This window comes from Paenibacillus sp. RC334, assembly GCF_030034735.1.
Taxonomy (GTDB): Bacteria; Bacillota; Bacilli; order Paenibacillales; family Paenibacillaceae; genus Paenibacillus; species Paenibacillus terrae_A.
This window is the reverse complement of the sequence record NZ_CP125370.1, coordinates 1,230,778-1,255,314: the sequence shown is the minus strand read 5'-3', so window position 1 is coordinate 1,255,314 and position 24,537 is coordinate 1,230,778. Positions and strand designations below refer to the sequence as shown.

20 protein-coding genes and 3 pseudogenes are annotated in these 24,537 nt (G+C 50.7%); 4 read left to right on the top strand and 19 right to left on the bottom strand.

Going from position 1 to position 24,537, the window contains the following annotated elements; translation table 11 throughout:
• Window positions 1-8 precede the first annotated feature (8 nt).
• On the bottom strand, window positions 9-407 hold the full coding sequence (locus QMK20_RS05910; protein WP_044645187.1) for a RidA family protein: 399 nt from the start codon (window positions 405-407) through the stop codon (window positions 9-11).
• Window positions 408-759: 352 nt separating this feature from the next.
• Here QMK20_RS05910 and ku point away from each other — a divergent pair, with 352 nt between their 5' ends.
• On the top strand, window positions 760-1,674 hold the full coding sequence (ku, locus tag QMK20_RS05905; protein WP_283654988.1) for a non-homologous end joining protein Ku: 915 nt from the start codon (window positions 760-762) through the stop codon (window positions 1,672-1,674).
• Between the two features lie 56 nt (window positions 1,675-1,730).
• On the opposite strand, the gene QMK20_RS05900 is transcribed toward ku, so the two are convergent.
• The 8 genes and pseudogenes from QMK20_RS05900 to QMK20_RS05870 all read right to left on the bottom strand — a co-directional run.
• Window positions 1,731-3,617: an ABC transporter ATP-binding protein gene (locus tag QMK20_RS05900; RefSeq protein WP_283654987.1), complete on the bottom strand. Its 1,887-nt coding sequence runs from the start codon at window positions 3,615-3,617 to the stop codon at window positions 1,731-1,733.
• A 20-nt stretch (window positions 3,618-3,637) separates the two neighbouring features.
• Window positions 3,638-4,834, bottom strand: coding sequence for a nucleotidyltransferase domain-containing protein (locus QMK20_RS05895; protein ID WP_349361954.1), 1,197 nt, complete (start codon window positions 4,832-4,834; stop codon window positions 3,638-3,640).
• 6 nt (window positions 4,835-4,840) lie between these two features.
• Window positions 4,841-5,302: pseudogene (locus tag QMK20_RS27335) on the bottom strand (lasso peptide biosynthesis B2 protein); the annotation flags it as partial.
• A 1-nt stretch (window position 5,303) separates the two neighbouring features.
• The gene (locus QMK20_RS05890; protein ID WP_283654985.1) at window positions 5,304-5,606 is read right to left on the bottom strand and encodes a lasso peptide biosynthesis PqqD family chaperone; all 303 of its coding nucleotides are present in this window, start codon (window positions 5,604-5,606) and stop codon (window positions 5,304-5,306) included.
• Window positions 5,575-6,636 carry a dephospho-CoA kinase gene (locus QMK20_RS05885; RefSeq protein WP_283654984.1) on the bottom strand — a complete coding sequence of 354 codons (1,062 nt, stop codon included), beginning with the start codon at window positions 6,634-6,636 and terminating at the stop codon, window positions 5,575-5,577. Before QMK20_RS05885 ends, QMK20_RS05890 begins: the two co-directional genes overlap by 32 nt.
• A gap of 109 nt (window positions 6,637-6,745) precedes the next feature.
• Window positions 6,746-6,874: a paeninodin family lasso peptide gene (locus QMK20_RS05880; protein WP_013369856.1), complete on the bottom strand. Its 129-nt coding sequence runs from the start codon at window positions 6,872-6,874 to the stop codon at window positions 6,746-6,748.
• A 44-nt stretch (window positions 6,875-6,918) separates the two neighbouring features.
• Window positions 6,919-8,844 carry an asparagine synthase-related protein gene (locus QMK20_RS05875; RefSeq protein WP_283656218.1) on the bottom strand — a complete coding sequence of 642 codons (1,926 nt, stop codon included), beginning with the start codon at window positions 8,842-8,844 and terminating at the stop codon, window positions 6,919-6,921.
• A gap of 690 nt (window positions 8,845-9,534) precedes the next feature.
• Window positions 9,535-10,185 (bottom strand): annotated as a pseudogene (locus QMK20_RS05870) (sulfotransferase family protein); the annotation flags it as partial.
• Window positions 10,186-10,341: 156 nt separating this feature from the next.
• Here QMK20_RS05870 and ligD point away from each other — a divergent pair.
• The gene (gene ligD / locus QMK20_RS05865) at window positions 10,342-11,232 is read left to right on the top strand and encodes a non-homologous end-joining DNA ligase (protein WP_283654983.1); all 891 of its coding nucleotides are present in this window, start codon (window positions 10,342-10,344) and stop codon (window positions 11,230-11,232) included.
• A 55-nt stretch (window positions 11,233-11,287) separates the two neighbouring features.
• On the opposite strand, the gene QMK20_RS05860 is transcribed toward ligD, so the two are convergent.
• Both QMK20_RS05860 and cls read right to left on the bottom strand, forming a co-directional pair.
• Window positions 11,288-12,232, bottom strand: coding sequence for a YitT family protein (locus QMK20_RS05860; protein ID WP_283654982.1), 945 nt, complete (start codon window positions 12,230-12,232; stop codon window positions 11,288-11,290).
• Window positions 12,233-12,427: 195 nt separating this feature from the next.
• Window positions 12,428-13,858 carry a cardiolipin synthase gene (gene cls / locus QMK20_RS05855; RefSeq protein ID WP_283654981.1) on the bottom strand — a complete coding sequence of 477 codons (1,431 nt, stop codon included), beginning with the start codon at window positions 13,856-13,858 and terminating at the stop codon, window positions 12,428-12,430.
• A gap of 127 nt (window positions 13,859-13,985) precedes the next feature.
• On the opposite strand from cls, the gene QMK20_RS05850 reads away from it, so the two are divergent.
• Window positions 13,986-15,017 carry a M23 family metallopeptidase gene (locus QMK20_RS05850; RefSeq protein ID WP_283654980.1) on the top strand — a complete coding sequence of 344 codons (1,032 nt, stop codon included), beginning with the start codon at window positions 13,986-13,988 and terminating at the stop codon, window positions 15,015-15,017.
• Between the two features lie 45 nt (window positions 15,018-15,062).
• Entirely contained in the window at window positions 15,063-15,524 is a 462-nt protein-coding gene (locus QMK20_RS05845) for a bactofilin family protein (RefSeq protein WP_283656217.1), read from the top strand.
• Between the two features lie 419 nt (window positions 15,525-15,943).
• Here the strand turns inward: QMK20_RS05845 and QMK20_RS05840 are convergent, their stop codons facing one another.
• The 8 genes and pseudogenes from QMK20_RS05840 to QMK20_RS05805 form a co-directional block, all read right to left on the bottom strand.
• Window positions 15,944-16,726 carry an ABC transporter permease gene (locus tag QMK20_RS05840; protein ID WP_283654979.1) on the bottom strand — a complete coding sequence of 261 codons (783 nt, stop codon included), beginning with the start codon at window positions 16,724-16,726 and terminating at the stop codon, window positions 15,944-15,946.
• Window positions 16,719-17,639 carry an ABC transporter ATP-binding protein gene (locus QMK20_RS05835; protein ID WP_283654978.1) on the bottom strand — a complete coding sequence of 307 codons (921 nt, stop codon included), beginning with the start codon at window positions 17,637-17,639 and terminating at the stop codon, window positions 16,719-16,721. The genes QMK20_RS05840 and QMK20_RS05835 overlap by 8 nt, the downstream gene beginning before the upstream one ends.
• Window positions 17,640-17,747: 108 nt before the next feature.
• Window positions 17,748-18,239, bottom strand: a complete 492-nt coding sequence (locus QMK20_RS05830) for a hypothetical protein (protein ID WP_283654977.1) — start codon at window positions 18,237-18,239, stop codon at window positions 17,748-17,750.
• Window positions 18,240-18,300: 61 nt separating this feature from the next.
• Window positions 18,301-19,279, bottom strand: a pseudogene (locus QMK20_RS05825) (LCP family glycopolymer transferase).
• Window positions 19,280-19,294: 15 nt separating this feature from the next.
• Window positions 19,295-20,635, bottom strand: a complete 1,341-nt coding sequence (locus tag QMK20_RS05820; RefSeq protein ID WP_283654976.1) for a UDP-glucose dehydrogenase family protein — start codon at window positions 20,633-20,635, stop codon at window positions 19,295-19,297.
• Window positions 20,636-20,686: 51 nt separating this feature from the next.
• Window positions 20,687-21,496, bottom strand: coding sequence for a WecB/TagA/CpsF family glycosyltransferase (locus tag QMK20_RS05815; RefSeq protein WP_283654975.1), 810 nt, complete (start codon window positions 21,494-21,496; stop codon window positions 20,687-20,689).
• Complete coding sequence (locus QMK20_RS05810) at window positions 21,474-22,679, bottom strand: glycosyltransferase family 4 protein (protein ID WP_349362257.1); 1,206 nt, start codon at window positions 22,677-22,679, stop codon at window positions 21,474-21,476. Before QMK20_RS05810 ends, QMK20_RS05815 begins: the two co-directional genes overlap by 23 nt.
• 158 nt (window positions 22,680-22,837) lie before the next feature.
• Window positions 22,838-24,076 carry a glycosyltransferase family 4 protein gene (locus QMK20_RS05805; RefSeq protein WP_283656216.1) on the bottom strand — a complete coding sequence of 413 codons (1,239 nt, stop codon included), beginning with the start codon at window positions 24,074-24,076 and terminating at the stop codon, window positions 22,838-22,840.
• Between the last annotated feature and the right edge of the window lie 461 nt (window positions 24,077-24,537).

The following is a 24,537-nucleotide window of genomic DNA, read 5'->3' as shown; positions in this document are numbered from 1 at the left end:
TATTATTTTTATGCTTTAGCTGCCCAAATTTCAATTTCAATTTTTATTTCAGGCAATCCTAGAGCAGTAAGGTAGCCGATAGTCATTGCAGGATAATCATTCCCGAATAACTTTTCCCATTGGGAATACATGTAATCCCAATCTATCTGCTCAGTTGCCCAAACATTTACTTTAATAATATTGTCAGCGGTTAATTGTTCGGCGTCCAAAACTGATTTAATGTTATTAAAAGTATTGCTGATTTGCAGGTTAAAGCTTTCTGGGAATTGGCCATTCTGATCTACTCCAATTTGACCTGAAGTCACGAATAGCTCTGAATTTCTGGGTATTTTAGTTATATGTGTGTAATTCCCTACTGGTTTTGGCATGCCTGCTGGATTTTTTCTAATTATTTTTTCATTTTTCATTTAATCGACCTCGTCATTTTAAAATTTTTCTACCGTTTCTCCTAACCATTTTTAGGCAGACTCCACCCATAAAAATGATTTTAGAAAAAAACAGCAGTAGAGTATCCATATCCAAAAGATATAAAATTTAATGATCTTTTCTTCATGACATGAACACTCCTTCCTTATAAAATGGCAAGATTATTTATTATTCCTTATCTTAATATACCCAATGTAACTTAACAACCTCAAATCATTGTGTTATGCGATGTAGCTCTCCGAAGCATACTAAGTGAAAAATGAATATGCTCACAGCCGAGCGTTGGAATCGAAGGATACAAAATGCGGATTAAAGAAAAGGAGGACTGGCGGTATGCATACGGTCTGGAAAGGCGCGATCAGCTTTGGGCTGGTTCATGTGCCCGTTAAGATGTTTTCGGCTACAGAGGATAAAGATATTTCCATGCGTTATATTCACAAGGAATGCGGAAGTCCGCTCAGTTATGTACGAAAGTGTCCCGTTTGTGACAAGGAGGTCGAATGGGAGGAAATTGGAAAAGGCTATGAATACGAAAAAGGGAAATTTGTCATGTTCGATAAAGAGGAACTGGAGCAAATCAGCGGACAAGCAGATAAAAATATCGTCATTTTGGATTTTGTGGATTTGCAGGAGATTGATCCGATTTATTTTCAAAAAACGTATTATTTGTCCCCGGATCAGGCAGGCTCCAATGCTTACAAGCTTCTTATGAATGCGATGAAGGATACCGGAAAAATTGGTATTGCCCAAATCTCGATCCGCTCCAAAAGCAGTCTGGCGGCTATTCGTGTGCTGGATGAATGCTTGGCGGTGGAGACGATGTTTTACCCGGATGAAATTCGCCCAGTGTCCCAGGTTCCTAATCTGCCGGGGCAGGAGGAAGTTAAAGAGAAGGAACTGACCATGGCAAAAATGTTAATTGAGCAGCTATCTACACCTTTTGATGCAGCAAAATATACGGACCAGTACCGCGAGCGGCTGCTGGATCTCATTCAGCATAAAGTGGCTGGAGAAGAGATCCGAATCGCCCCGTCGCAGCCGCAGACCAATGTCGTGGACCTGATGGCTGCACTCCAGGCCAGCATCGAGGCAGTGAAGCCTGTCGTTACCGATCCCGGCCCTGACGTGAAAAAACGCCCTGCGCGTAAAACAGCAGCCACAACAACACAACAAGCAGTGTCAGGAGATGCCGTTTCCCCAACTCCGATCAAAAAGAAAAGAAGCACAGCCAAACGCAAGGAAACCTGAGACTGTGCCCATTCCATATCCAGTGGGGAGTTAAGCATTGTGAACAGAACAGGCAGCTAAGGGGTGGAGATCACACTGCTTTGGTATGACAGCAGTTGACTGAACGCCCCCCGCTCCTCCTGCACCAATTGACGGTAATTCCCCTGCTGTATAATCTCTCCCTGCTCCAGAACGACAATCTGATCGGCATGGCGGATGGTCGACAGTCGATGGGCAATGACGATCAGCGTCATTTGACCTTTCATCCGCTCCAGCGCCGCCTGAATATCGGCTTCATGCTCTCCATCCAGCGCACTTGTCGCCTCATCCAGAATGAGCACCGGAGGACGATGCAGGACAGCTCTTGCCAACACTAGCCGCTGACGTTCCCCTCCAGACAGGCGAATGCCGCGATCCCCGATCACCGTGTCCAGCCCTTCGGGCAATCTGGTAACAAAGCCATCTGCGGCTGCAAAATGTAACGCTTCCCATAACTGCTGCTCGCTCGCATTCGCATCGGCCAGCTTCAAATTTTCACGGACAGTGGCATGAAACAAAAAAGGGTCCTGCGACACATACCCAAACGACTGCCGCCACTGTGGCAACAGCTCGTCGTCCAGCACATGTCCGTCCATTTTAATCTGGCCCCGAGTTGGTCGTAAAAATCCCATCAGGACGTCAACCATTGTACTTTTGCCTGCGCCCGATTTCCCCACAATAGCCGTCATTCCCTGAGCGGGGATGAACAGATTTATTTGGTGTAATGCAAGCTCTGCTGTACCATCATACCGATAATCCAGACCACTGCATTCAATGCCCGTACGAAGATACAAGGGCTGGCGTGCAGATGCAGTTGTAGATGCAGTTGTAGATGCAGATACAGATTTATGGGTTACCGATAAATCGCTTGGAATGCGAGTCTCAAAGGTTGTAAGTGCAGTCAGCGATGGATCTGAGAAAGCTTCGCATTCCTGCTGTACCTTGGTCACACTTTCAAAAGCAGACAGCATAGACATGATATATTCCAGACTCGCTTGAATAAGGGCAAACCTTGGCCATAAGCGAGAAAATATAAGGATGAGCACAATCAGCTTTTCAGGAGAAACGTGTAGCCATTGCAATGACACTAGCATGATGCAAGCGATAAACACGGCAGCCGCCGTGCGGTGAAAAAATTGTGTGGTGGCATTTTGCCGTACAAACTGGGTTGTGTTGTCCTCCATACGTTGGGTCAAAGATCGAAACCAGTCTATATTCGCAGCTTCCAGCAGATTGCTTTTAATATCCTTCATCCCGTTCATATGGTCGGTGATCCCGGCAAAATAAACCTGCGACAGCTCGGTGGTACGGTCGCCCAGTTGTTTAGCATTTTGAATGGATCGGCGAAAGACGACAAACAACCCCAATCCGCACAGGAACACCAGCCCGGTTAAAGAAGGAGACAGCCAAAAAGCCAGCGCAATCTGAATCAGCGTAAAAATAACGGCTGTGGTGAGCTGGAGAAGCAGATTGGTTCCCTGACTAACACGCGCCAGCTCGGTCGTCATCACATGACTGAAATCAGACTTTCGCTGACGCAAGTAAAAAGTCCACTGGGCCTTCATAAAGGAGGTATACACGTCTATTCGAAGGGAACGCATGAACCGTTGCTGAATCCGCGAATTCAGAATGGATTGGTAACGCTGAAGAAGTGCCTGCCCTATGAGCAGTAACACAAAAAGCAGCAGCATTCCCGGCAACAGCCAGCTTTTAGGGATGTTTGACAAGAAAAGATCAAATCCGCCTGACAGGAAGGGTATCCCTGCATGACCGCCAAATATGCCGATAGCCGCCAGCATGGGAACAAGCATGTAAATACCCAGCCCCTCCAGCAAGCTGACGATGATCATACATCCAATATTGAGAAATAAAGCACCGCCATTCACGGCGTACAGCTTGGTCATATATAATCGCAGGTGGTACATAATGCACGCTCCTTATCAGGTCAGTGCTTTGAGAATCGCCGTTTTAGCCAGAGAAATGGACGTAGAGGGATGTACAGAAAATGCAGCTGACGAGGCAGCGGTAAAACGGCCGGATCGCCCGTAGAAGGAAGCAAACGGCTGATCAGGTACATCAATCGGTGGCTCGGCCCCTTTAGGGAGAGCAAATAGGATCGACTGGTTGGCTGGTGGGTAGCTGGTTCGGTTACCGGGTACGCCGCGGGTACGCTGGCCTGAATGAAGTCCAGCGCGCTCAGCGCGAGCCTGTGCGCCAGCCGTGTAGCCGCTACCTGACGCAGCGGCTCCGGTATCAAGGTGCCCAGCAGCGCGGCGGCGAGCGCCCAAGCCTGCCCGCCCGCAGGCAGTCCCCCATATCGGCGCATCATCGGCAGAAGCGCCTCCCAATCGACGGCGCGTACCGCAAGCCTGTCGATGTCCACCAGCCAGCGCAGCCTGAACCAGCCGTGACGCGCCCCGTGTGCGCTGAGGTACAGAAACTGGTGCTCGCTGCCAAGCGTGTACACACAGGGTACTCCTGTGGCTGTGACTTCACCGATTTGCCTGTGTCTCCACAGGTCCCCAAAAGAAGGCTCTCCGCCTGCATCCGGGTGGAGCCGCCAATGCAGCTCTATCTCTATCCGCTTATGCGGATGAAGAAAGGATGCATGATGGTCCTTCCATTTCCAACTGCCCAGGACACGCGCTTCTCCGCTTTTGGGTACATACCCGGCTTCCTGCATCCATTGCTCCGCCTGATCCATGTCGTCCGGGGCAATGAGTAAATCTACGTCCTTGGAGGTACGCAGGGAAACATCCCCGTACAATTGCTGCGCCAAGGCAGGACCCTTGAGCATAAGTACACGGATGCCATGATTCATGAGCAGCCCGGTCACCCGCCCGGCTTCCGCTTGCAGGTGCAACATACGCAGGGTGTTCCGGTGATATTGCGCCTGAAGGTTGCGCAGCAATTCAGCGGGGATGGCCGGATGATTTATTCTTTTCAGCTGAAGATATACCGCAGGTACCACCCGATGGTGTTCTGCCAGCCGCAGCAAGCGGGCCCAATCCAATCCATACAGAGCAGCAGCATCGACTGTATCCAGCCTTGGAGTGGCGTCTTTTCGCAGTAAAAAGAGCAGCAGCGTTAATTCCTGATCCTCATTCCAACGGTCAGGTTTCAGAGCAGTATGGGTGGACATGCTTTCAGCAATCTTCGTATTTGGGTCTGTCACAGCACGCCTGCCGAAGGTGCCCACCATGGTAAACGCCCCCATCTCCCGTTCGCCCGTAACATAAATCGGTCCACTCCGCACCCAGGCATGTGCCGCCAAACGTCCCGCATCATTCTTGGCTGTGCCAAGATACAGTGTGCAGTCCAGCTTTCTGCGACCAAGCAACGTCATTGCGGCGGCAGCCTGCACAAGACAGCTACTGCGCCAAGGGGTATACCGACTTGCCAACTCCACAGCATGTGAAATATGCCGAACGGCTTGCTTCTGCCGGGCATCACACTCCCAAGAGGTTTCTTCCATCCGTATACCCCAGCCGCGTGCATAATCTTCAAACGGACGATGCTGGTGAAGACGCGCCCATCCCAGTTGCAGCCAGGCTTCCGGCAATAGTCTCCTGACCTCCGGGGATAGACGACGAAGGCGTTGAAGCCACATTTTAAACCGTCTCCCGCAAAAGCTTGAGCAGTCCTTCCCGCTCCAGTTCAGTCACAAAGGTATGTACCTGCTGTCTGCACCGTTCCTCGTCCACTTCATATTCATCCGTCAGAGCAGCTACGATCTCCCCGAGTGAAGGGCAGGATTCCGCCAGTTCCCAAATTCGTCCTCCCGTGAAGCCGAGATTATAATATTTTCCTGTGTTGATGCTCATCATGACCTTTTCCCCGTCCATGTCACTGACATAGACTTCCTCACCGTGAATGACACGGTCATGATCCTTCGTCGAATGAGTAGCTGCCATAGCTGTTTTCCTCCTTACGAATGATATCAAGTACCCGATCTACAACCTCGGACGCGGTAAAAGCAGAGCTATCCCTCAGTAGTCGCCAGCCCTCCACCTGCCGGGCCATCCGGGCTGCCGTTCCAAAATGCCATTCACCCAGACTCATTCGCGGAATGATCACCCTGCGATATGTATGAAGCAATAACGTATGCAAGAACTCCAGCATGTTCAAAGGTTGCTCCGTAACCGCCGCCAACTCCCCTTCACGTTGGAACTCACGGTTGGGGGACTCTGCCACCAGCTCGAATACACCTCCCAAGGGAAGCGGTTTGTTGTGGAAGTAATCCACTCTCGGCACGGCATATTTATTCAGCTCACCTGTAAGCTTGCGCAAATGTCCATTTTTGAGCATCGCAGGATTTCCGTCCATTAAAACAAGCCCGTGATTACTTTTGCGTGCATGCTGATTTCCCTGTAAAGCCTTCAGCTGGAGCAAGCTTTCCAGACCCAACTTTTGCTGCGGGTAAGCCGGATAGACTATAGTTTCGGAAGCCGTAGCTTGCATAGCAATAACATCATCACTGACCATCCGATAGCCTGCCTGCGTAAAAGCAGCAGCCAGCGTCGATTTTCCTGCTCCGGATTCGCCCACGAAAGCATAGGCCCTGCCTCCGATAACTACCGCACTCCCGTGAATAGGCAGTATCCGTCTCTGCATCAGAAGGACACCCATACATGTGCCCAGCACAAACAACCGCACCGTATCCGGATCAGCGCCAGAGTAAGAGCATACTTCAATTGCCCTGCCTCCCCAGACGGCGTAAATGGCTGTGTCCGGTATATGGAACATAAAGCGGTCACCCTGCATCACAAAATTAGCCTGCTCCAGTTGATCGCTCCATGCTGTCAAATCAGCCTGACGAATGACCACATCCTCCACCGCTCCCGGCGCTGCGGGTATCAATTCAGGCAGGTACAGCTCGCTGGCAAGTTTGAGTCCAAAGGCTGTATACATTGTCAGGTTAACATTGGTACTCCTGTCATGCACGATAGGACTCACTCCCTCTGTCCTTTAAAAATCCCGCCTTTATTTCTTCGAGCAAAGTCTCCAACCCCCAAGAAATAAAGACGGCTGTGTATTGAATAATTGCCACTCTCTAGCTTGGGTTATACAAATCGGCATCGTGGTCAGATACCCAGTCAATCTGTTTCCAGCCCTTACCTGCCATCGTCTGGTTAATATCCAGTACCTCTATGGTTGGCTCTTGCCATTCTTTTTTACTCATGTCATCACCTCCCCTCCAACGAACGACGTATCTGTCTGACCAGATCAGTTAAATCCGCGTATAAAGCGGTACACAATCAGACTGTGCATTAGCAGCCGTATGCTGGGATCGGACGCCTGCTCCGGTCGCGGTTGACGAAACTTCGCCATAGCCGTTTTAATGACATCGATATTCAGAAATTCGGCGGCATGTAAATCATGGCACAGCAGTTGAAGTTCCCCCATAAACGTCTCCCAGCAGGGGAGCATACGGTGCAGCCAATCCGCAGGCTGGACACCGCGTACACGCTGGTTTAACCGGACATCATCGGGCAAATAATCCCGCATAGCTCCGCGAATAAGTGCGCGATCCCGGCCGTTTTGCACGTATTGCTCAAAGGGCACCGACAGGCAAAAGCGGATCACCCGGCTGTCTCCGGTCGGATCACGTTCCCACAGTCCGTATCGCAGCGACAGTTTGGTCGCAACCACACCATTTTTGTTCGCAATCGCCAAATTCGTGAACTTTTCTTTTCTCGCCTGATCTGCATTCTTCATCCATCCGGTTCCACTCAAAGTCGGAATGTCCTCCACATTCATCCGCTTGGCAAACTCCGGGTGAATGAGCGAAGGAACCGGACTCCGATTACCGCCGCGTAACCAGGAACGAGAATCGAGCGAGGTCGCTTTTTTCAGCATCACGGGTAATAAATGCGATACTCGCCTTCCAGTCAGCTTGCTGTACTGCCACAATCCCTGAAAAGATTGCAGCCAGTGCAAACGACGAAGCTGACGGGCATAATAGTCCAGCGCAGGCCCCCACGAAATGGTAAAATTACCTCGCGCTCCGGTTAGCAGCACACCCACATTTTGTTCCTGTGCTTTTTCATAAAAGCCTCTGATCCAGAACGAATTTTCAAAATATTTATAGGGAGCTTCCATCAATTCCAGCCAGATATCAATTTCTGAAAATGGGCTTTTCCCCTCAAAATCCAGGTAATTTTCGTGAATGTTGCCCACATATCGAGCCGTGGATTGGATATAGGCCCGTTCATTTGCCAGCAATGTCGACGGTGTCCAATCCGTAAAATCCTGTACGGGCACATAGCTGTACGCATGAAGAGGCTTTTGCTGCAATCGCAGCGACGGTGCGGCAAAGCTGGCAACCGCACCGGAATCCAGACCGCCACTCAAGGCCGCTCCCACGCCACGATGCGTGCGCAATCTGGCATTCACCGCCTGTGAGAATACCTCGCGAAAAGCCTCCACGTACTCGCCGCCGGTTTTGAGCCGCAGCGGCTCCACATCATCCAAAGAAGCATATTTATGGATGGTTGACTTTCCCTCCTCCATGGTGAACCAATGGGCGGGCGGGAGCTGGTTTATATGCTTGTAGCCAGTAGTCCCAATATCGACGGATTCCTGCATGGCGCGGATCGACAGAAATTCCGCCAGCCACGGCTCATGCAATTCTTTTTGCAGGGAAGACAGCGTCAGAAGAGGGGCTACTACTGTACTGAATGCAAACCCTCGGTCATGTTGGTATGTATACAGCGTGCGGCTTCCTGCCATATCACGAGCGCCATATAATCTGTGCTGCCCGGCATCCCAAATGACAAAGGCAAAATCGCCTATCAGATAGCGGGCCGCGTCGAGGGCCCATTTGTCGTATGCCAGCAAAATCAACTCGCTGTCCGTGATGTCGTGCCGCCGTTCCTGTCCCACCCCCAGCCGTTCAAACAGCTCGAAACGATTGTCAATAATCGCATCCGCCGTGATTGCCAAATTCCGTTCCTCGTCATAGAAAGGGAGACGCTCATGGACGGATTCCGGTGTCACATGCTGCGCGTGGCAGCCCAAGAATATGGAACCCTCACACCAGGCGCAAACGCGGTCGGCGGGATATTTTCGCAGAGCTTGCATCATTTTACCGCCTTCTTCGGTGCATACGGGCTCATGTCCGAAGCTGTATATTCCGGCAATCGCACTCACGTTTTCCCCCCCTTTTTCTTTTTCCATACCTGATAGCGCTACAGACGCCCAGCGACCCAAATGACGAGCAAAGGGGATACGAGATCGGAGCCGTTGATTTCTGCGTTGGTAGGTTTGGAGCTGTGCGATAAGACGATTACGCTCCTCATAGCTATGTGCCAGCCTATTTTCCAGCGATTGGAGACGTCTATCATTTACAACCTGTACAGCATCATTCTGTCGAGAATCTTGAAGTACAGGATGCTGTCCTGCTTTTATTATAAATCCCCTGTTATCCGCATCCTGCTTTTCCAGCATCCGATAAGCGTTCTTCCACTCAAAGCCGCTTTGCTGGAGAAACTGGCTCGTACGCCGACTTAGTAGCTCCACATCGGCTTCCTCTTCAAACCTTACCCCGGTGATATGCTCGGCCTGCTCCAGTGCTTCCCCGTAGCCAAGTTGTGTAAACATACGAGCTCCGATGCTTCTGCAGTACAGCTCGATTTCCTTTTTGTTCAACAGATGTTGCCAGCTATGTACCGAGTCCAGATGCGTCTGTTCATGCTCCCCCACGAACGGATCACCCGCTCCCATGCTGTAAAATAGACTGGATTTAGGTGTATCCGCAAAATCCCCGTACTTTTCTATGCCTGGTTCATAATCGACACCCAGAAAATCGCACAGCCTCCCGATCTCCACCGCTGGGTTGGCTACAAGTTGTTCATACACAAGCGGGTATGCAAGCGGATGAGGCGTAGCAAAATAATGTGCATAACGGAACAAACCGACCGTAATATCCGTCATTTTCATATTAAAATGCGGGCTCTCCAGCTCCTCCAGCAGATGAAAGCGTTCGCTGCGCATCTGATTAACTTTTTTGAATGAAGCCGCGATAGATAAAGGATTACGGATAAGCCATACCCTGCGGGCTGCCGGGAAAAGACGGTCTATAAATTCCAGCACCGTATAGTAACGCGGGGATTTGTCGATAACCATATTTGCTTTAGTCCCTTCAAGCAGACCGTTATAGATCTCAAGTGCATACGACCGGGAAGCCTGCTCCAATACGTGCGGAGGAACCATACCGTTAAAAAACTGCCGGATGATTCCAGTTCCCCCATAGGGACGTGTTTGCGACTGGGGAAGATCATACAGGCTGAGCAGGAACCACATTTCCTGCGTAGCAAACAGGCGGGAGTGGTTTTGCAAAATGGTAGTCACTAGCGAGCTTCCACTTCGGGGGACACTAAGCAGGAAAACCAGTCCCTCGCCTTGCTTATCAATCAAGGAAACTCCTCCTCTACCTCTGCTCAAGACATTTAATAGATACACTACGTATTTTATTATAAATTTATGATACATATTGTATCTTGTCAATCCCTTTGACGGATAATTTGTGTACATGACGCTCATGTTAATCCATAACTACATCTACAGGTACATCATTCCGCCTACTCCGTTTCCATGTGAATTTCTCAAGCTCAGCTTATAACAGGTTAAAAGAAGGAGCGTAGCGTTATGGGACAAGCTGTTAAAGGCATCATTACCATCGAAGGTCTGGAAATTCCTATCACCAATCCGGATAAACCACTGTGGCCCGAAGCTGGTATCACCAAAGCGCTGTATCTTCGCAAGCTTGCGGTGCTGGCTCCTTTTCTGCTCAAATATAGCCACAACCGTTTGCTGACCGTCATCCGATGGCCGCACGGCATTCACGGGGATTTTTTTTACCAGAAAAATGCCCCGCAGCCCCGTCCAGACTACATCGAGACTTTCCTGCATGACGGCATTGAATATATGGTGCTTGGTACGCTACCGCAACTGCTATGGCTCGGCAATCAGGCCGCGCTGGAGTTTCATCCCTCCCTGCATCAGGCGGGCAGCACGCTACCGTGTGAATGGATGATTGACCTTGATCCTTCCAGAGAAGTGGAGCCACGCATTATGGAAGCGGCATCCATCGTCGGTGAAGTGCTGGCTTCACTTGGTTTGGAATCCGTACCCAAAACGTCCGGGGCCACGGGTGTACAAATTATCGTCCCGATCCGCACAGGTATCACCTTCGACGAGCTTCGCAGCATCGGTCTGCTGGTGGGACAGTTCGTGACCGAAAAGCACCCTCATCTGTTCACACTGGAACGGTTAAAAAAGGATCGGGGAAATGCTATCTATTTTGATTATTTGCAGCATTATCAAGGAAAAACCCTGGCCGCTCCCTATACCCCGCGGGCACGCCCTGGCGCTACGGTATCCACCCCACTAACATGGGACGAGGTACGACAAAACGTATCGCCGCTTGACTATCATTTGCTGAATATTGAGGAACGGCTAAATCAGGTGGGCGACTTGATCGCCAAGGTCCCTCCCCAGCCCATCGAGGATGTTCTAAAGCATATGCGCGCCAAATAAAAAAAGGGGACGAACTCCACAGCCGTAAAATCGGCCGAGGAATCGTCCCCTTGCGCTAGTGTATTCCTTTTTTCTTGAAGCGTCCGCCCTTCACATCATGAATGTTACCAATTGCCACAAAGGCATGCGGGTCCCAATCCTCAACGATGTTCTTCAGCTTCGCTTCTTCCAGACGGGTGATGACGACGAAAATGACTTTCTTGCTTTCGCCTGTAAAGCCGCCCTCACCTTCCAGATAGGTTACACCCCGTCCAAGACGGTCCGTCAGGGCATCCCCGATGTCGCGGTATTTTTCACTAATAATCCAGACCGATTTGGACTGATCCAGACCTTCGATGGTAATATCAATCATTTTCATCGCAATATAATAAGCAATCATGGAATACAGGGCATTCGGCCAACCGAATACAAAGCCTGCGCTGCCCAGAATGAAGATGTTAACGAAAAGTACGATCTCACCGACCGAAAAAGGAGTTTTTTCACTGACGAGAATAGCTACGATCTCTGTTCCATCCAGCGAGCCGCCGGACCGGATGACGAGACCTACCCCAACGCCGAGAATGACACCGCCAAAAATAGCGCCCAACAGCGGTTCGCCAGGGGTTAACGCATTTACACTGTGAAGTAACGTGGTTCCGATAGACATCACGATAATGCCGAATAATGTGGATAAAGCGAAGGTTTTACCGATTTGCTTGTAGCCGATAACCAAAAATGGAAGGTTCAACAGGGTCAGGAAAATGCCGAGCGGGTAGCCAGTAATCTTGGAGGCCATAATTGAAATACCTGTGACCCCACCGTCGATAACGCCGTTAGGAACCAGGAATATCTCGAGGCCCACTGCCATAAGCGCTGCACCGAAAATAATCATGGCCGCACGCTGAAACAGGCGTTTTGCTTTGTTTTTAGGATTGGCTGGAATTTTGCTGATCTTGGTCAACTCTCCGGTCACATCTGTGATCTCAGACAGATTTTGGACTTCCTTGCTCACTACACTCATATATAAATCCCCCCGTTACAGTATGGTATATTGGACCAAAAAAGGGGCTGCATTCCGCAGTCCCTTCTCCTTTACCGCGCTTGTGTTATATGAATACTATACCATAAAACAGTGATTTTGCGCAAAAAAGTTAGCAAAAAGCACATAAATCTCAATAAAGCGGGATTATATTGATAAAAACGGCGAAAACCGCCTTTAAAGGAGCGGAGAGAGCATGCGAGCCAGAATTTCAGCTGTTTTCTGTAATCGTGGCCGTCTGCGGAACACCTTTAAATCGATGTGCGAGGAGTTGGACAGGTCCTCTTCAAAATCGGCCGAAAGGTGTTCCAGCGCTGACCGGGCAAAGAGTACAGCGGTCAACTCAAAATTATAGAAAAAGCTGCGCATGTCCATATTGGCGGTCCCGACCGAGCCGAGCAAATCATCCACAATGATGACTTTAGCGTGAATAAATCCTTTGCGGTATTGATAGAACTCCACACCCGCCTCCAGCAGCTCTTGCACATAGGACAGGGACGCCAGATGCACCAGCTTTGAATCCGATTTGTATGGAATAATAATTCGCACATCTACGCCGCTGACCGCCGCCAGCTTAAGCGCTTCATAAATCCCCGAATCGGGAATAAAATACGGTGTGGTTATCCAGATCCGCTTCTTGGCAACCGCCAGCGCACCAAAGCACATTTCCTGAATCGTATCCCATACCTGATCGGGGCCGCTGCTCAAAATCTGTACTTCCTCATCCCCTTCACAGGAATGCGGTGGAAATAAATTCTCATCCATCAGCCGTTCCCCGGAGGCCAGCTTCCAGTCGCTCAAAAAAGCATTTTGCAGAAAATAGACGCTATCTCCCTCAATCTGCAAATGCGTATCGCGCCAAAATCCCACCTTGGGGTATTTGCCGAGATAATCGTCGCCCACATTGATTCCTCCAACAAACCCAATCAGTCCGTCCACCACTACGATTTTACGGTGGTTACGGTAGTTAATCCGGCGATCCAGCGTCGCGAAAAACGGGGGCAGAAAATAATGAAACTCTACACCTGCCTCACTACAGGCACGAATAAAAGAATAGGGCAGATTGTAGCTCCCCACGCCGTCCACCACGAATCGAACCTTCACACCCTCGCGCGCCTTGCGGATCATGACCTCCTGAAACCGGATACCGATGTCGTCCGCCCGGAATATGTAAAACTCTACATGGATATGATGCTGCGCCCGTTCCAGCGCTGTCAGCATCGCCTCGAAGGTTTCCTCCCCATTCGTTAGCACATGTGTGCGATTGCAGCCGGTCAACGGATTTTCCGACATACGGATGAGCTGGTTAAAGAGACGCTCTTGTTGCTTGAAATGAGGATTATGCATTTGTTCCACATTCTCAATCACCCTCGATTGCGACCATAGGCGCTCGCGGAATTCACGAAACAGCTGTGATCCCCCTTTTCGCACCATTTTGCGCTTCTTATAATCCTGTGCAACAAAGTAGTACACGACAAAGCCGATAAGCGGGAAGCAGAACAAAATAAATAGCCAGGCTACCGCCTTGGACGGCTTGCGAAATTCAAAGAGCAGGATCGTCCCGGTCTGAAAAATAAAAACAATTAAAACCAACAGCAACCACAGCATGTTTAAGCCTCCTTATACATCTACGTTTTATACCAAGCTCCAATTTTTTTGACATGTTTGCCCCTTAAGCTGAATAGATAGTAACCAAGCACTATAGGATAGGAGCGATGTCCAGAAAGGAGCGATTATGAAAAAAGGAAGCCTAAATCGCCGGATGACCTTGCTCGTCATTCGAGATGCACAGCAACCGCCCAAGCAGCTACAATGCTCTACAGCCGCTGTCATTCTCGTCCCGACCCTTGTGATCGCGTCCATCTCTACACTCGTGATCGGGCTGCAAATCCGTTCTTCCCATATTATCTCCCAAATGGAAACGAATCTTGCTGTCCAGAGCTTGCAGATGGAGGTTACGGTAGCGGACAAGGATGCGGCAATCGGGCGACTGCGCCGCGAAGTCATGAAGCTGACGAATCAGGCCACCAGTATTCGCGAACGCCTCCAGCGTGTAACGGAACTGGAGCAGCAAATGCAGCAATTTATTCGTAAATACGGAAAATCCTCTGCCACCAGTAGCAGCAAAGCGGCCATGACCCCACTCTCCTGGGATGCCTCCGGCTATACCGGGGGTGAATTGATTACAGTACATGAAAATACAGCCATGCTTACTCGTCAAGCCATGGATGATTTTCAGGAAATCGAATCCCTGCTGGACACGGTAGAGCGCACGGTTCCCCGCTCTATTCAGCAGGCGAACGCCGTACAGCAGAACCTTGAGCAGAAGCAAGCCGCACAGTTGCTCCAGACCCGCAGACTGGCGCTTGCCGAACAAGGCAAGCCTTCGGCCTGGCCTGTCAGTTCACGCCAGATGACCTCCAGCTTCGGCTATCGCAGCGATCCGTTTACGGGCAAATCGGCTTTCCATTCGGGCATGGATATTGCCGGACAAACGGGTGATCCCGTCTATGCCGCAGGAGCGGGCACCGTGCTGGAGGCAGCCTCCAGCGGGGCACGGGGCAAGTGCATTATCATCCAGCATCCTGACGGATTCCAGTCCTGGTATATGCACCTGAGCGGTATGCAGGTGACTCCGGGGGAACGAGTCCGTAAAGGACAGACCATCGGCCTTCTGGGAAGCACGGGAAGAAGCACGGGGCCTCATCTTCATTTTCAGATCGTCAAGCATAGTCAGCCTGTCGATCCGTTACTGTATGTACAATGAGGATTTTGCAAAATGCTTACAATAAAAGGATTGGAGGAAAACAACATGTTCAAGGACTCCAAAAAAAAGCTGGCCGCTCCTGCGACCGATACGCTGTTGGCTAACGGCACCAGCTTTGAAGGTACGATTGAGGCTGAGGCCAATATTCGGATTGATGGCCATTTTCAGGGCGATATCCGCAGCACTCACGCCGTCGTGATCGGGGAATCTGCTGTTGTGCGTTCGGATATCATCGCACAAGACGTCATCCTGGCCGGCAAGGTATTCGGCAGCATCACCACAGAGGGACGGCTGACGATCACGCCTACGGGCGAACTGTACGGTAATGTAGCCGCCGCCGCGCTGGTCATCTCCGAAGGCGGCGTACTGGACGGTACGAGTCAGATGATCCGCACGAAAGACGCAGAACCGTCTGCTTCAACTGACGGTTCTGATCTTGAAACACAATCCGGTACTCGCAAAGACAGAGATACCAGTCAAGCAAACCTGCAATCAGAGACGGGATAATTCCATTTACTCCATCCTATCCTCCGACAGTCGTGACAGCGGATCTTCACCCAGAGGCAGCACTTGTCTCAAGGATTGATTATGCCGCCTTTGGCTCAATTGATCAACCAGACTGCTAATGAGCTTCGGCGCATTTTCAAATAAATTCGTTACCTGATCACGCAGCGTAGGCCATACACCCCATGAGAAAATAAACAGCAGGGCAGCATATCATGCAGCACCCCCTTCTGATCTGTTTTTCTCTACCTCTTTAAACGCAAAACGACCCTATTGATTGATTCTTGCTGAAAATAGGTTGCAATATACCCCGGTACGCATAATCTGTAGCGGTAATTGTATAGATACAAGCGCCAAAACAGTGCAAAAAGGACGTGCAAATGGATAGCCATTTAACACGTCCTTTTTACTGCTTTCAGAATTTAGGTTGAAACATCCCGTTTTACAAAAACTACCCAGGCAATTGCGATAAAAATTACATAATAGGCAGCCAGCACGGTGAGCGAAAAGGTCAAACCAGAACTTACCGTGCCCGGCGGCATTTCGAGATATTTTTTCAGGTCCATATGCGTAAACAGCACGTATTTGGTCCATTCATAACGATCTGTACTAAACAAACCGATTGAATTATAGATTGTTTTGGTGAACATCATGAACAAAGACAGGCCAATCGCCAAGGCGCTGGAACGAAAAACAGCGGACAGCATAAAAGCAAAGGCGATGGTCACGAATAGAGCGATATAGCTGTACAAGAAGTTCAGTGTTACATAAGAAAACGGATCACTGAACGGCGGAATCGAACCGGCTGGCGTATCTTTGGATAACATCAGCCAAGAGGACAGCGTAACCATCGCTATTAAAATGAACGTTCCGAGCAAACTGAACAGGATGACCGATATATATTTGGACAAAAGAATTTTGCTGCGGGTCCAAGGGCGGATAAGCAGCAGCTTGATGGTTCCCCATGTAAATTCACCCGCCACCGAATCAGCCGCTACAATGACCGTAAACGTCGTATTGAGGAAAAATGTAAACATCGCCGTCAACACGATACCATCCCACACGCTGACCTGATCGGAAACCAGGGCAATCAGCATCGGAATCACAGCCGTGATGACCGCCAGCAGCCCTAGCATAATCCACGTCCGTACACGCAAGTAAATTTTAAGATTTTCGTTATGTACCAGCTTGAAGAAGTCAGCCAATGGACCCGCCTCCCGTCACTTCCAAGAATTGATCTTCCAGCGTACGGGCCACCGGACGAATCGCATATACCTTGACTCCATTTGCAGTAAGAAGGCTGTTCATGTCTGCTATCTGCTCCCGCTCCAGATGCAGCAGCAGTTGGTTGCCTTCGACGCGCCCTGCACCGGCAAGCGCATAGGCTTGCTGGGCATCATTCACTTCAAAAGCAATTTCCGCCGTCTGGGCCTCTCCACCTGTGCTCTTTAGCTGCTTGATGTCAATCAGCCGTCCGCTTTGGATAATGGCGACACGGTCGCACATCAGCTCCATTTCGGACAACAAATGACTCGATACAAATATTGTAATTCCCTCGCTCCGGCTCAACTGCCGCAAATAATCCCTCAGCTCGCGGATACCCTGCGGGTCCAACCCGTTGGTCGGCTCGTCCAGCACGAGCAGCTTTGGCCGATGCAAGATCGCCTGTGCTACCCCGAGTCTCTGCCGCATTCCGAGCGAGTAGGTTTTGACTTTATCGTGAATCCGGTTCCCGAGTCCTACCAAACGGATCGCCTCATCTATGCGCTCCCTGGTCACCCCCGATGACATTCTCGCAAAATGCTGCAAATTTTGATAACCGGTCAGAAATTTGTACATCTCCGGGTTCTCCACAATCGCACCAATGTGGGAAACAGCCTTTTCAAAATCGGTTTTGATGCTGTCTCCACAAATATGGATATCGCCTTTACTGATCGAAATCAGGCCAACCATCATACGGATGGTGGTTGTTTTTCCCGCACCGTTCGGTCCGAGGAAACCAAATACCTGCCCCGCTGGAACCTCCAGCGTCAGATCGTCCACAATCGCTTTTGAAGAAATGATTTTACTCACACCCTCCATACGTATGACGGGAAGCTGTCCTGTCGCTTGCTGCATGCTATGAAACTCCTTCCATCCGGAGTGAAGCTCTATTCTATTTTGCTGTTCATTTCCGGTTTTGGAAGTATTGTACCATATTTAACCTGTTAGAAACACCGCGTCCATCTATTCCTTATCCTTGTATATCCAGAGTACCCGCCACTCTTCACCTTCCTGCGTCACATAACAAGGCTGTACGATTTCAAAAGTGCCGAACCGGGTCTTGTAATGCTGGGTAACCGTAATGCGATACGCCTTTCCCAACTCGTCTCCACTCTGCTCTGTGCGAATATCATATTCAGCCTGCGGCTCTCCCAGCTCGAATGTGAACGTATCCGTCCCCATATCCTGCATAAACACATGCGCACGCTGCTGTACATACGTGGATTTTTCAAATCTCTTCTTCATTTGTGGATGAAAAAGCTCCCAGGAGCCTCCGAAATTACCTGCTTGCTCCATCATATAGAACTCATTCAGCGCTTCAACCGCCTGATCGCCCTCACCCGTAGACATCACCCCGCCCAGACCCAGCCACAGCAGCCATAACAGCCCACATATCAATGCAAAATACAGCAGCTTGCGGACGAACGCGGAAACCGCTCTTCTTCTGAACAGCACAAATCGCCCCTCCCCTCAGTTGCACATTCTACTGAACACTACAGATGTATGTGGGACAAGCCTAAGGTGATATGGCTGTGGTAAGCAAATGCTTCTCCATCAGTCCACGGATACGCTGGCGTTCCTGATCATCCACGATGTAATAATACACTCCGTTGATTTTGGTTCCATGGCCCTTCAACTCAATCATATCCGTCTGCCGTAGAGACGGGCCGATCCGGGTCAGGAAGGTCGTCATATCTTCAAAGGTCATATCCGTGCGGATCTGCTCCCCCGCTGCCTGCAATATCGATTTTCCCCTTAACAGCCCTTCCTTGCTGATCGCCTGTGCGACAATTTGCTTGAGCAGCTCCCGCTGGCGGGCATTTCTCCCGAGATCCCCGCGCGGATCATCAAAACGCATCCGGGCATAGGCCAACGCCTCAGTCCCGTTCAGTTTCAAGCTGCCCTGTGTAAAATGATGTCCTTCATATTGAAAATCGAGCGGATTGTTAACCGCGACTCCCCCCAAAAAGGTCTACCATTTTCGCAAACCCTTCCATGTTCATTTGCACATAGTAATCCATCGGATGATTCAAGAAATGCTCTACCGTACGAATCGACATGTCCACCCCGCCAAAGGCAAAGGCATGATTGATTTTGTCCTCACGTCCCCTGCCGATCAGCTCCGTTCGCGTATCGCGCGGGATGTTGAACATCAACACAGTGCCTTCGGCGGGATTAACGGACAGGACGATCATCGTATCCGAACGCCCCCGATCATGGGGACGCTGGTCCACCCCCAACACAAGCACGGTGAACGGCTTGAATTGGGATATGGCCGCCGGATTGGGTGTGCCCGATCCGTTGCTTGTTACTGCCGGGCGTCCCGCTCCGCCTGTTGCAAGGGTAGAAATCGCGGCGGGCTGCACGATACTCCGCGGATGGTACATGGCATTTGCCGCCGTTTGAACGGAATGATATACATAAGCGGTGTAAGCACAAGCACCTACCATCAATAATGCAGCGGCCCCTAATGTTATTTTCAGCCATCGTTTCATACAGAGCCTCCCCCTTTACGGGTTCATTACAGACCGATGACGATCCATATCCATATTGTTCATCTGCGGCCTGCCGACAGAATAGTATGCAAAGGCGGACTGTCTGATTTGCTCCTCACGGTACACATTGCGTCCGTCGATCATAATGGGATGCTTCATAAGCTCGTTCAGCTCACCCAGCCCCACCTCACCAAATTCCTCCCACTCCGTCAGCAGACACAGCGCGTCGCATCCTTCTGCCGCTTCTCGTGCGCTATCGGCCCACATCACTTCCGAGCTGTCCAGCAATTTGCGGAAGTTGGCGGTAGCAACCGGGTCATACGCGCGAATTTGCGCCCCCGCTTCCAGAAGCGACTGCATAATATCCAGCGCTGGAGCATCTCTTACATCATCTGTATTCGGCTTGAACGCCAGCCCCCATATGCCAATCGTGGCTCCTTCCAGATCACCCAGCGCTTCTTCCAGCTTGCGTAACACATTAAAGCGCTGCCCCTGATTCACTTCCACCACCGATTTCAGCAGCTTGAATTCATAATCCACATTGCCCGCAATTTGGATCAGCGCCTGTGTATCCTTGGGAAAACAAGAGCCGCCATAGCCGATGCCTGCGGACAGAAAAGAGGAACCGATCCGCTGATCCAGCCCCATGCCGTGTGCCACACGCGTAACGTCTGCGCCCACTTTTTCACAAATATTCGCAATCTCATTAATAAACGAAATTTTAGTCGCCAAAAAAGCGTTCGACGCGTACTTGATCATCTCCGCCGAACGGATATCTGTGGTCAAAATATTTGTCGTCAGCGGCTCATGCAGCGTACACAGCACAGCGGCGACATGAGGGTCGGATGCCCCGATCACGATGCGGTCCGGCTGGAGCGTATCTGCTACCGCCGAGCCTTCGCGTAAAAATTCAGGAACCGAAGCCACGCCAAAAGAGTAGTTCGTGCGGCTCGCGATCAGGCTGTGAATACGATCATTGGTTCCGACAGGCACCGTGCTTTTGGTGACAATCACTTTGTAGCCATTCATGGCGTCTGCCACCTCGCGTGCGGCTCCTTCAATATAGGACAGGTTCGCTTCCCCGCCCGGCAACGAAGGCGTACCGACCGCCAAAATAACAATCTCCGCTCCCTCTACCGCAGATGTGGTATCTGTTGTAAAGGTCAGGCGTCCCTGCTCGACATTATCCTGGATCAAGCCTTTTAAGCCCGGCTCATAAATCGGTACTTTTCCTTCATGAAGCTGACTAATTTTGTCCTCATTCTGGTCGACACAGACAACCGTATTCCCGAGCGCGGCAAAACAGACTCCCGATACCAGTCCGACATACCCCGCACCAATTACACATAGCTTCAAAGCGGCTCCCCCTTTTACATACTGTCTCGCTGAATTACGCTTTTACCAGCTTCACTTCTCTACGCCTCTCCCTGCATGCCGATTATGATGGAGCGTAAGCCGTTTGTTCCGCCGATAGGATTTGAGAAATCGGTATACATACACCGGATTGTTATAGGCGTATCTCTTCCATAACCGTTTCGGCTCGCTGATCAGGCGGTACAGCCACTCCAGCCCCAGCCTTTGTATCATTAGCGGCGGTCTGCGAACCTTTCCGGTGATATAGTCAAAGGCCGCTCCTACACCAATCATCACGCCACGGATGCGGTCTTTGTTACGATACATCCATATTTCCTGCTTCGGACAGCCCAAGCTGACGAAGATGATATGCGCGCCTGACGCATTGATGTCATGAATAATCTGCTCCTCCTCATCGGGCCGAAGCTCCCGAAATGGCGGTGAAAAGCCACCTACAATTCGAATTCCTGGGTAGTCCTGCTCCATTCTTTCCTTCAGGCTGTCCAGCGCATCCGGCGTGCTGCCGTAAAAATAGATACTTAATCCTGTCTGCGGCGCGCGTTCGCACAGCTTGAGCATCAGACTGGGGCCGTCCACCCGGTCCTGACGCTCAAATCCATACAGCTTGAGCGCCCAAACCAGCGGCATACCATCCGGGGTACACAAATCTGCACGCGCAAGTGCTTCATGGAACTCGGATTGATTTCCGGCTGTAACAATAGAATGCGTGTTACAGATACATACATAGCTGTCCTTGCGTCCGACTGCCCATTGCTCCACCGTGTGTACGGTTTCCTGAAACGTAAGCGCCGCAATATCTGCGTCCGCAATCCTTCCGACTCTATACTGGGGCAGTTGCTTCATAAGCACGCTCCTCTATCGCCTCGTTGTATATGGCCATCAGTTGCTCGTAATTCACTTCTTGCGTGTAGCGTTCAGCATATATTTCCGATACCTTCTGTCTCATGGCTGGATAGTTTTCATAGGCTGTCGCACGACGGATTACGGCACTTATATGTTCCATATCATCATGTTGAAAATGGAACCCGGTTACTCCATCCTCCACCACTTCCTCCAGCGCCCCGATCCGGCTGCACAACACCGGGGTTCCCACGGAATAGGACTCTACGATGGTCATGGGAAAGCCTTCATACCAAATGGAAGGAACCATGACATACATGGCCCGGCTCATGCAATCCAGCACCGTGTCTCCATCCTGCTTGCCGAGAAAACGGATGTCCTCCTGCGGATATGCGGCAGCCAGTTCAGCCTTTTCCGGGCCATCCCCGATGATGACCAGTCTCAAGTCGCCCCGATCTTCCACCTGTATCCAGGCTTGCAGCAGATTACGCACCCCTTTTTCAGCAGAGATCCGCCCCACAAACAACAAGTAACGATCATCCGGGTCATACACGGCTTCCACCTCTTTACGTTGGATGAAATTTGGCTTTACCGCGATACGATCCGGTGGAATGCCACTTTCAGCAAATTTCTCCCGCGCAAACTCGGTTAGCGCAATATATCGACTTACTTTGTGCTGCCATGTGCCGATCAGATCGTTGAACTTGATCATCGCCGCCACTGGAATCGTCTGTAGCGGTGAGCCCCGGTAGCACCCGTGGCGGATGGAATGCAGCAGCGTGCCGTGCAGGCATTTTTCACAAACCTCATTCCCTCGGATAAAGGTCGCCGCCGGACAAATCAGCCTGTAATTATGCAGCGTCTGGACGACCGGAATCCCCAGCCGTTCACAGGCATGATAGACGGAAGGAGATATAACTGGAAAAAAGTTATGCACATGCACCACATCCGGCTTCACCCGCAAAAGCAGCTTTTTGATTCTTTTGAACTCTGGCAGGGACCAAGCCGCCTCCACCGCCAGCTTTGCCATGTTAGCCAGCCCTTTGCTTTGGATGCTGTCGTTATGCACATAATAATGCTCTGACTCTATCCCTCTGGAGCGCAGCATAGCCAATTCCTGTTCAACAACCTTGTCTTCTCCCCCGCTTTGCTGATAAAAGTTGTGGATGACCAGCACCTTGCCCACCGTTTTTTGGTTATATTCACGTCGATGGACATGGCTTGCTGTATCCGTTAATGGTGATGATATGTCGGACTGAGGGACCTCCCCCTGAACATGATGATGATCTGGGTTTGAAGCCTGTAGATGTACTGGAGGCCCCGTCTGTATGTTGATCTGTTTGCTCACGTGGCGGTCCCTCGTTCCTGCGTAGATTGCATGGGATGGTGCATAGGCTGCATCGGTTGTATCCGTGAGTGGCTTAGCATTTCTTCCGCAATACGATCCCACGACATACGCTCGACTGTAAGAAACGCCTGCTCCGCCATACTTTGTCTCAGCTCAGCATTGTCCAACAATTCAGAGACTCGACTCACCCATTCCTCCTCTGAAAAGCTTCTCAGGATCACTCCGCTCACCCCGTCCTCGATCAAGGTAACCGAGCCGCCATTTACCGAAGAGATAATCGGGACGCGAAACAGCATACTTTCCAGCAGAACCATACCGAAAATATCGTAATGAGTCGGAAACAGCATCGCATCCGCTGCTCCGTAAATCTGCCACAGATGGCGCTGCTCCACTCTTGAAAAATGCAAAATACTGTCCGTCAGCCCAAGCTCATGTGCATAGGCCCAATAGCGATCCGTATCCGCCTTACGTCCATCCCCGACCATTAACAAAAGGCAACTGGGATGCTTTTGAAGTACCTTTTTGAACACGCCTAGCATAAAACGTATATTTCTCCGCTCCTCCAGCACGCCGACATACAGTAGCACCGGACGATCCCCGAGCCGCCTCAGCTCATCCGCGACCTCAGGATTTTTCTCCCGGTCTTCGCTTTTGTCGTTGCCGCTGTTGTCATTGTTCTCATTGTTGAACTTTCCCTCCACCTTGCTGCGGTCCAGTCCGACTCCAAGGGTGACGACGTTGTGAAAGCCTTTATCCTCCAGATAGCGCTTGGCAAGATCGGATTTGACAAAGGTACAGCGTAGAGACTTTGCCACCTTCGGCAGTAGCAGGGTATCGTACAATCTTCGGATCAGCGCATGTGTGTTATCGCGGTACGGGCCATGATACAGCACCAGCTTTTCGGGACATTTGCGGGAAAGCAGATAAGTCATGATCTGGTTGTATTCTGTGGAAATGACCCAATCATAAGCAGCCAAAAACGAATGATTGAGGACATCCCTGTAGATGCTGTTGCTCAGGAACTTAAACCCGTGGAGCCAGATGATGCGCAATGTGCAGCCTTCGTGACGGTATACCTGCTCCAGATGGGTTTCCTTGTGGTCGTTGTAGTAGACAATGTCGCAATCGAAGCCTTTCCGAACGAGTGCTTTGCCCAAGCCGACTTCCTGCAAATTGTATGAGGCCCCGTTCACCTTGCTGGCAAAATTGCGAAGATACAATATTTTTTGAATCATCATTAGACTCCTGCCATTTCATATTGGGTGAGTTATGGGGCGCGGAGGGTTTAGAGACCGCTGCGCACTCCATTTGATCTTCCGATCGCTGTTGCAGTGGGATTCTTGGATGATATAAAACATTTCAAGGTAAGAATCCCACTGCAAAGGCGAACGCTATCGCTTCTTCAGATTCAAATGGACCGCTCCGCTGCTAACCGCCGTGTCCATAAAGTCACCCTAATTTAAAAAAAGGGAACTTAGGGCATGAAGTGCCCCCGCTGCGCGGGTTACGCGGGCGGATGCACGCAGCCGTAGACTACGCTGGGATGCGTGTCCGAGAGAAGTTCACGGCGATAGGCGAAGCTATCGCCGGGCGGCTCTTACCTTCCCCCACCCTATGGGCTGGGGGAAATTCTTTTTGGCGGCGGCGGGAAGTAGCGGAGGGTAGGATTTGAATCTGTAGAAGCGAAGCGTTCGCC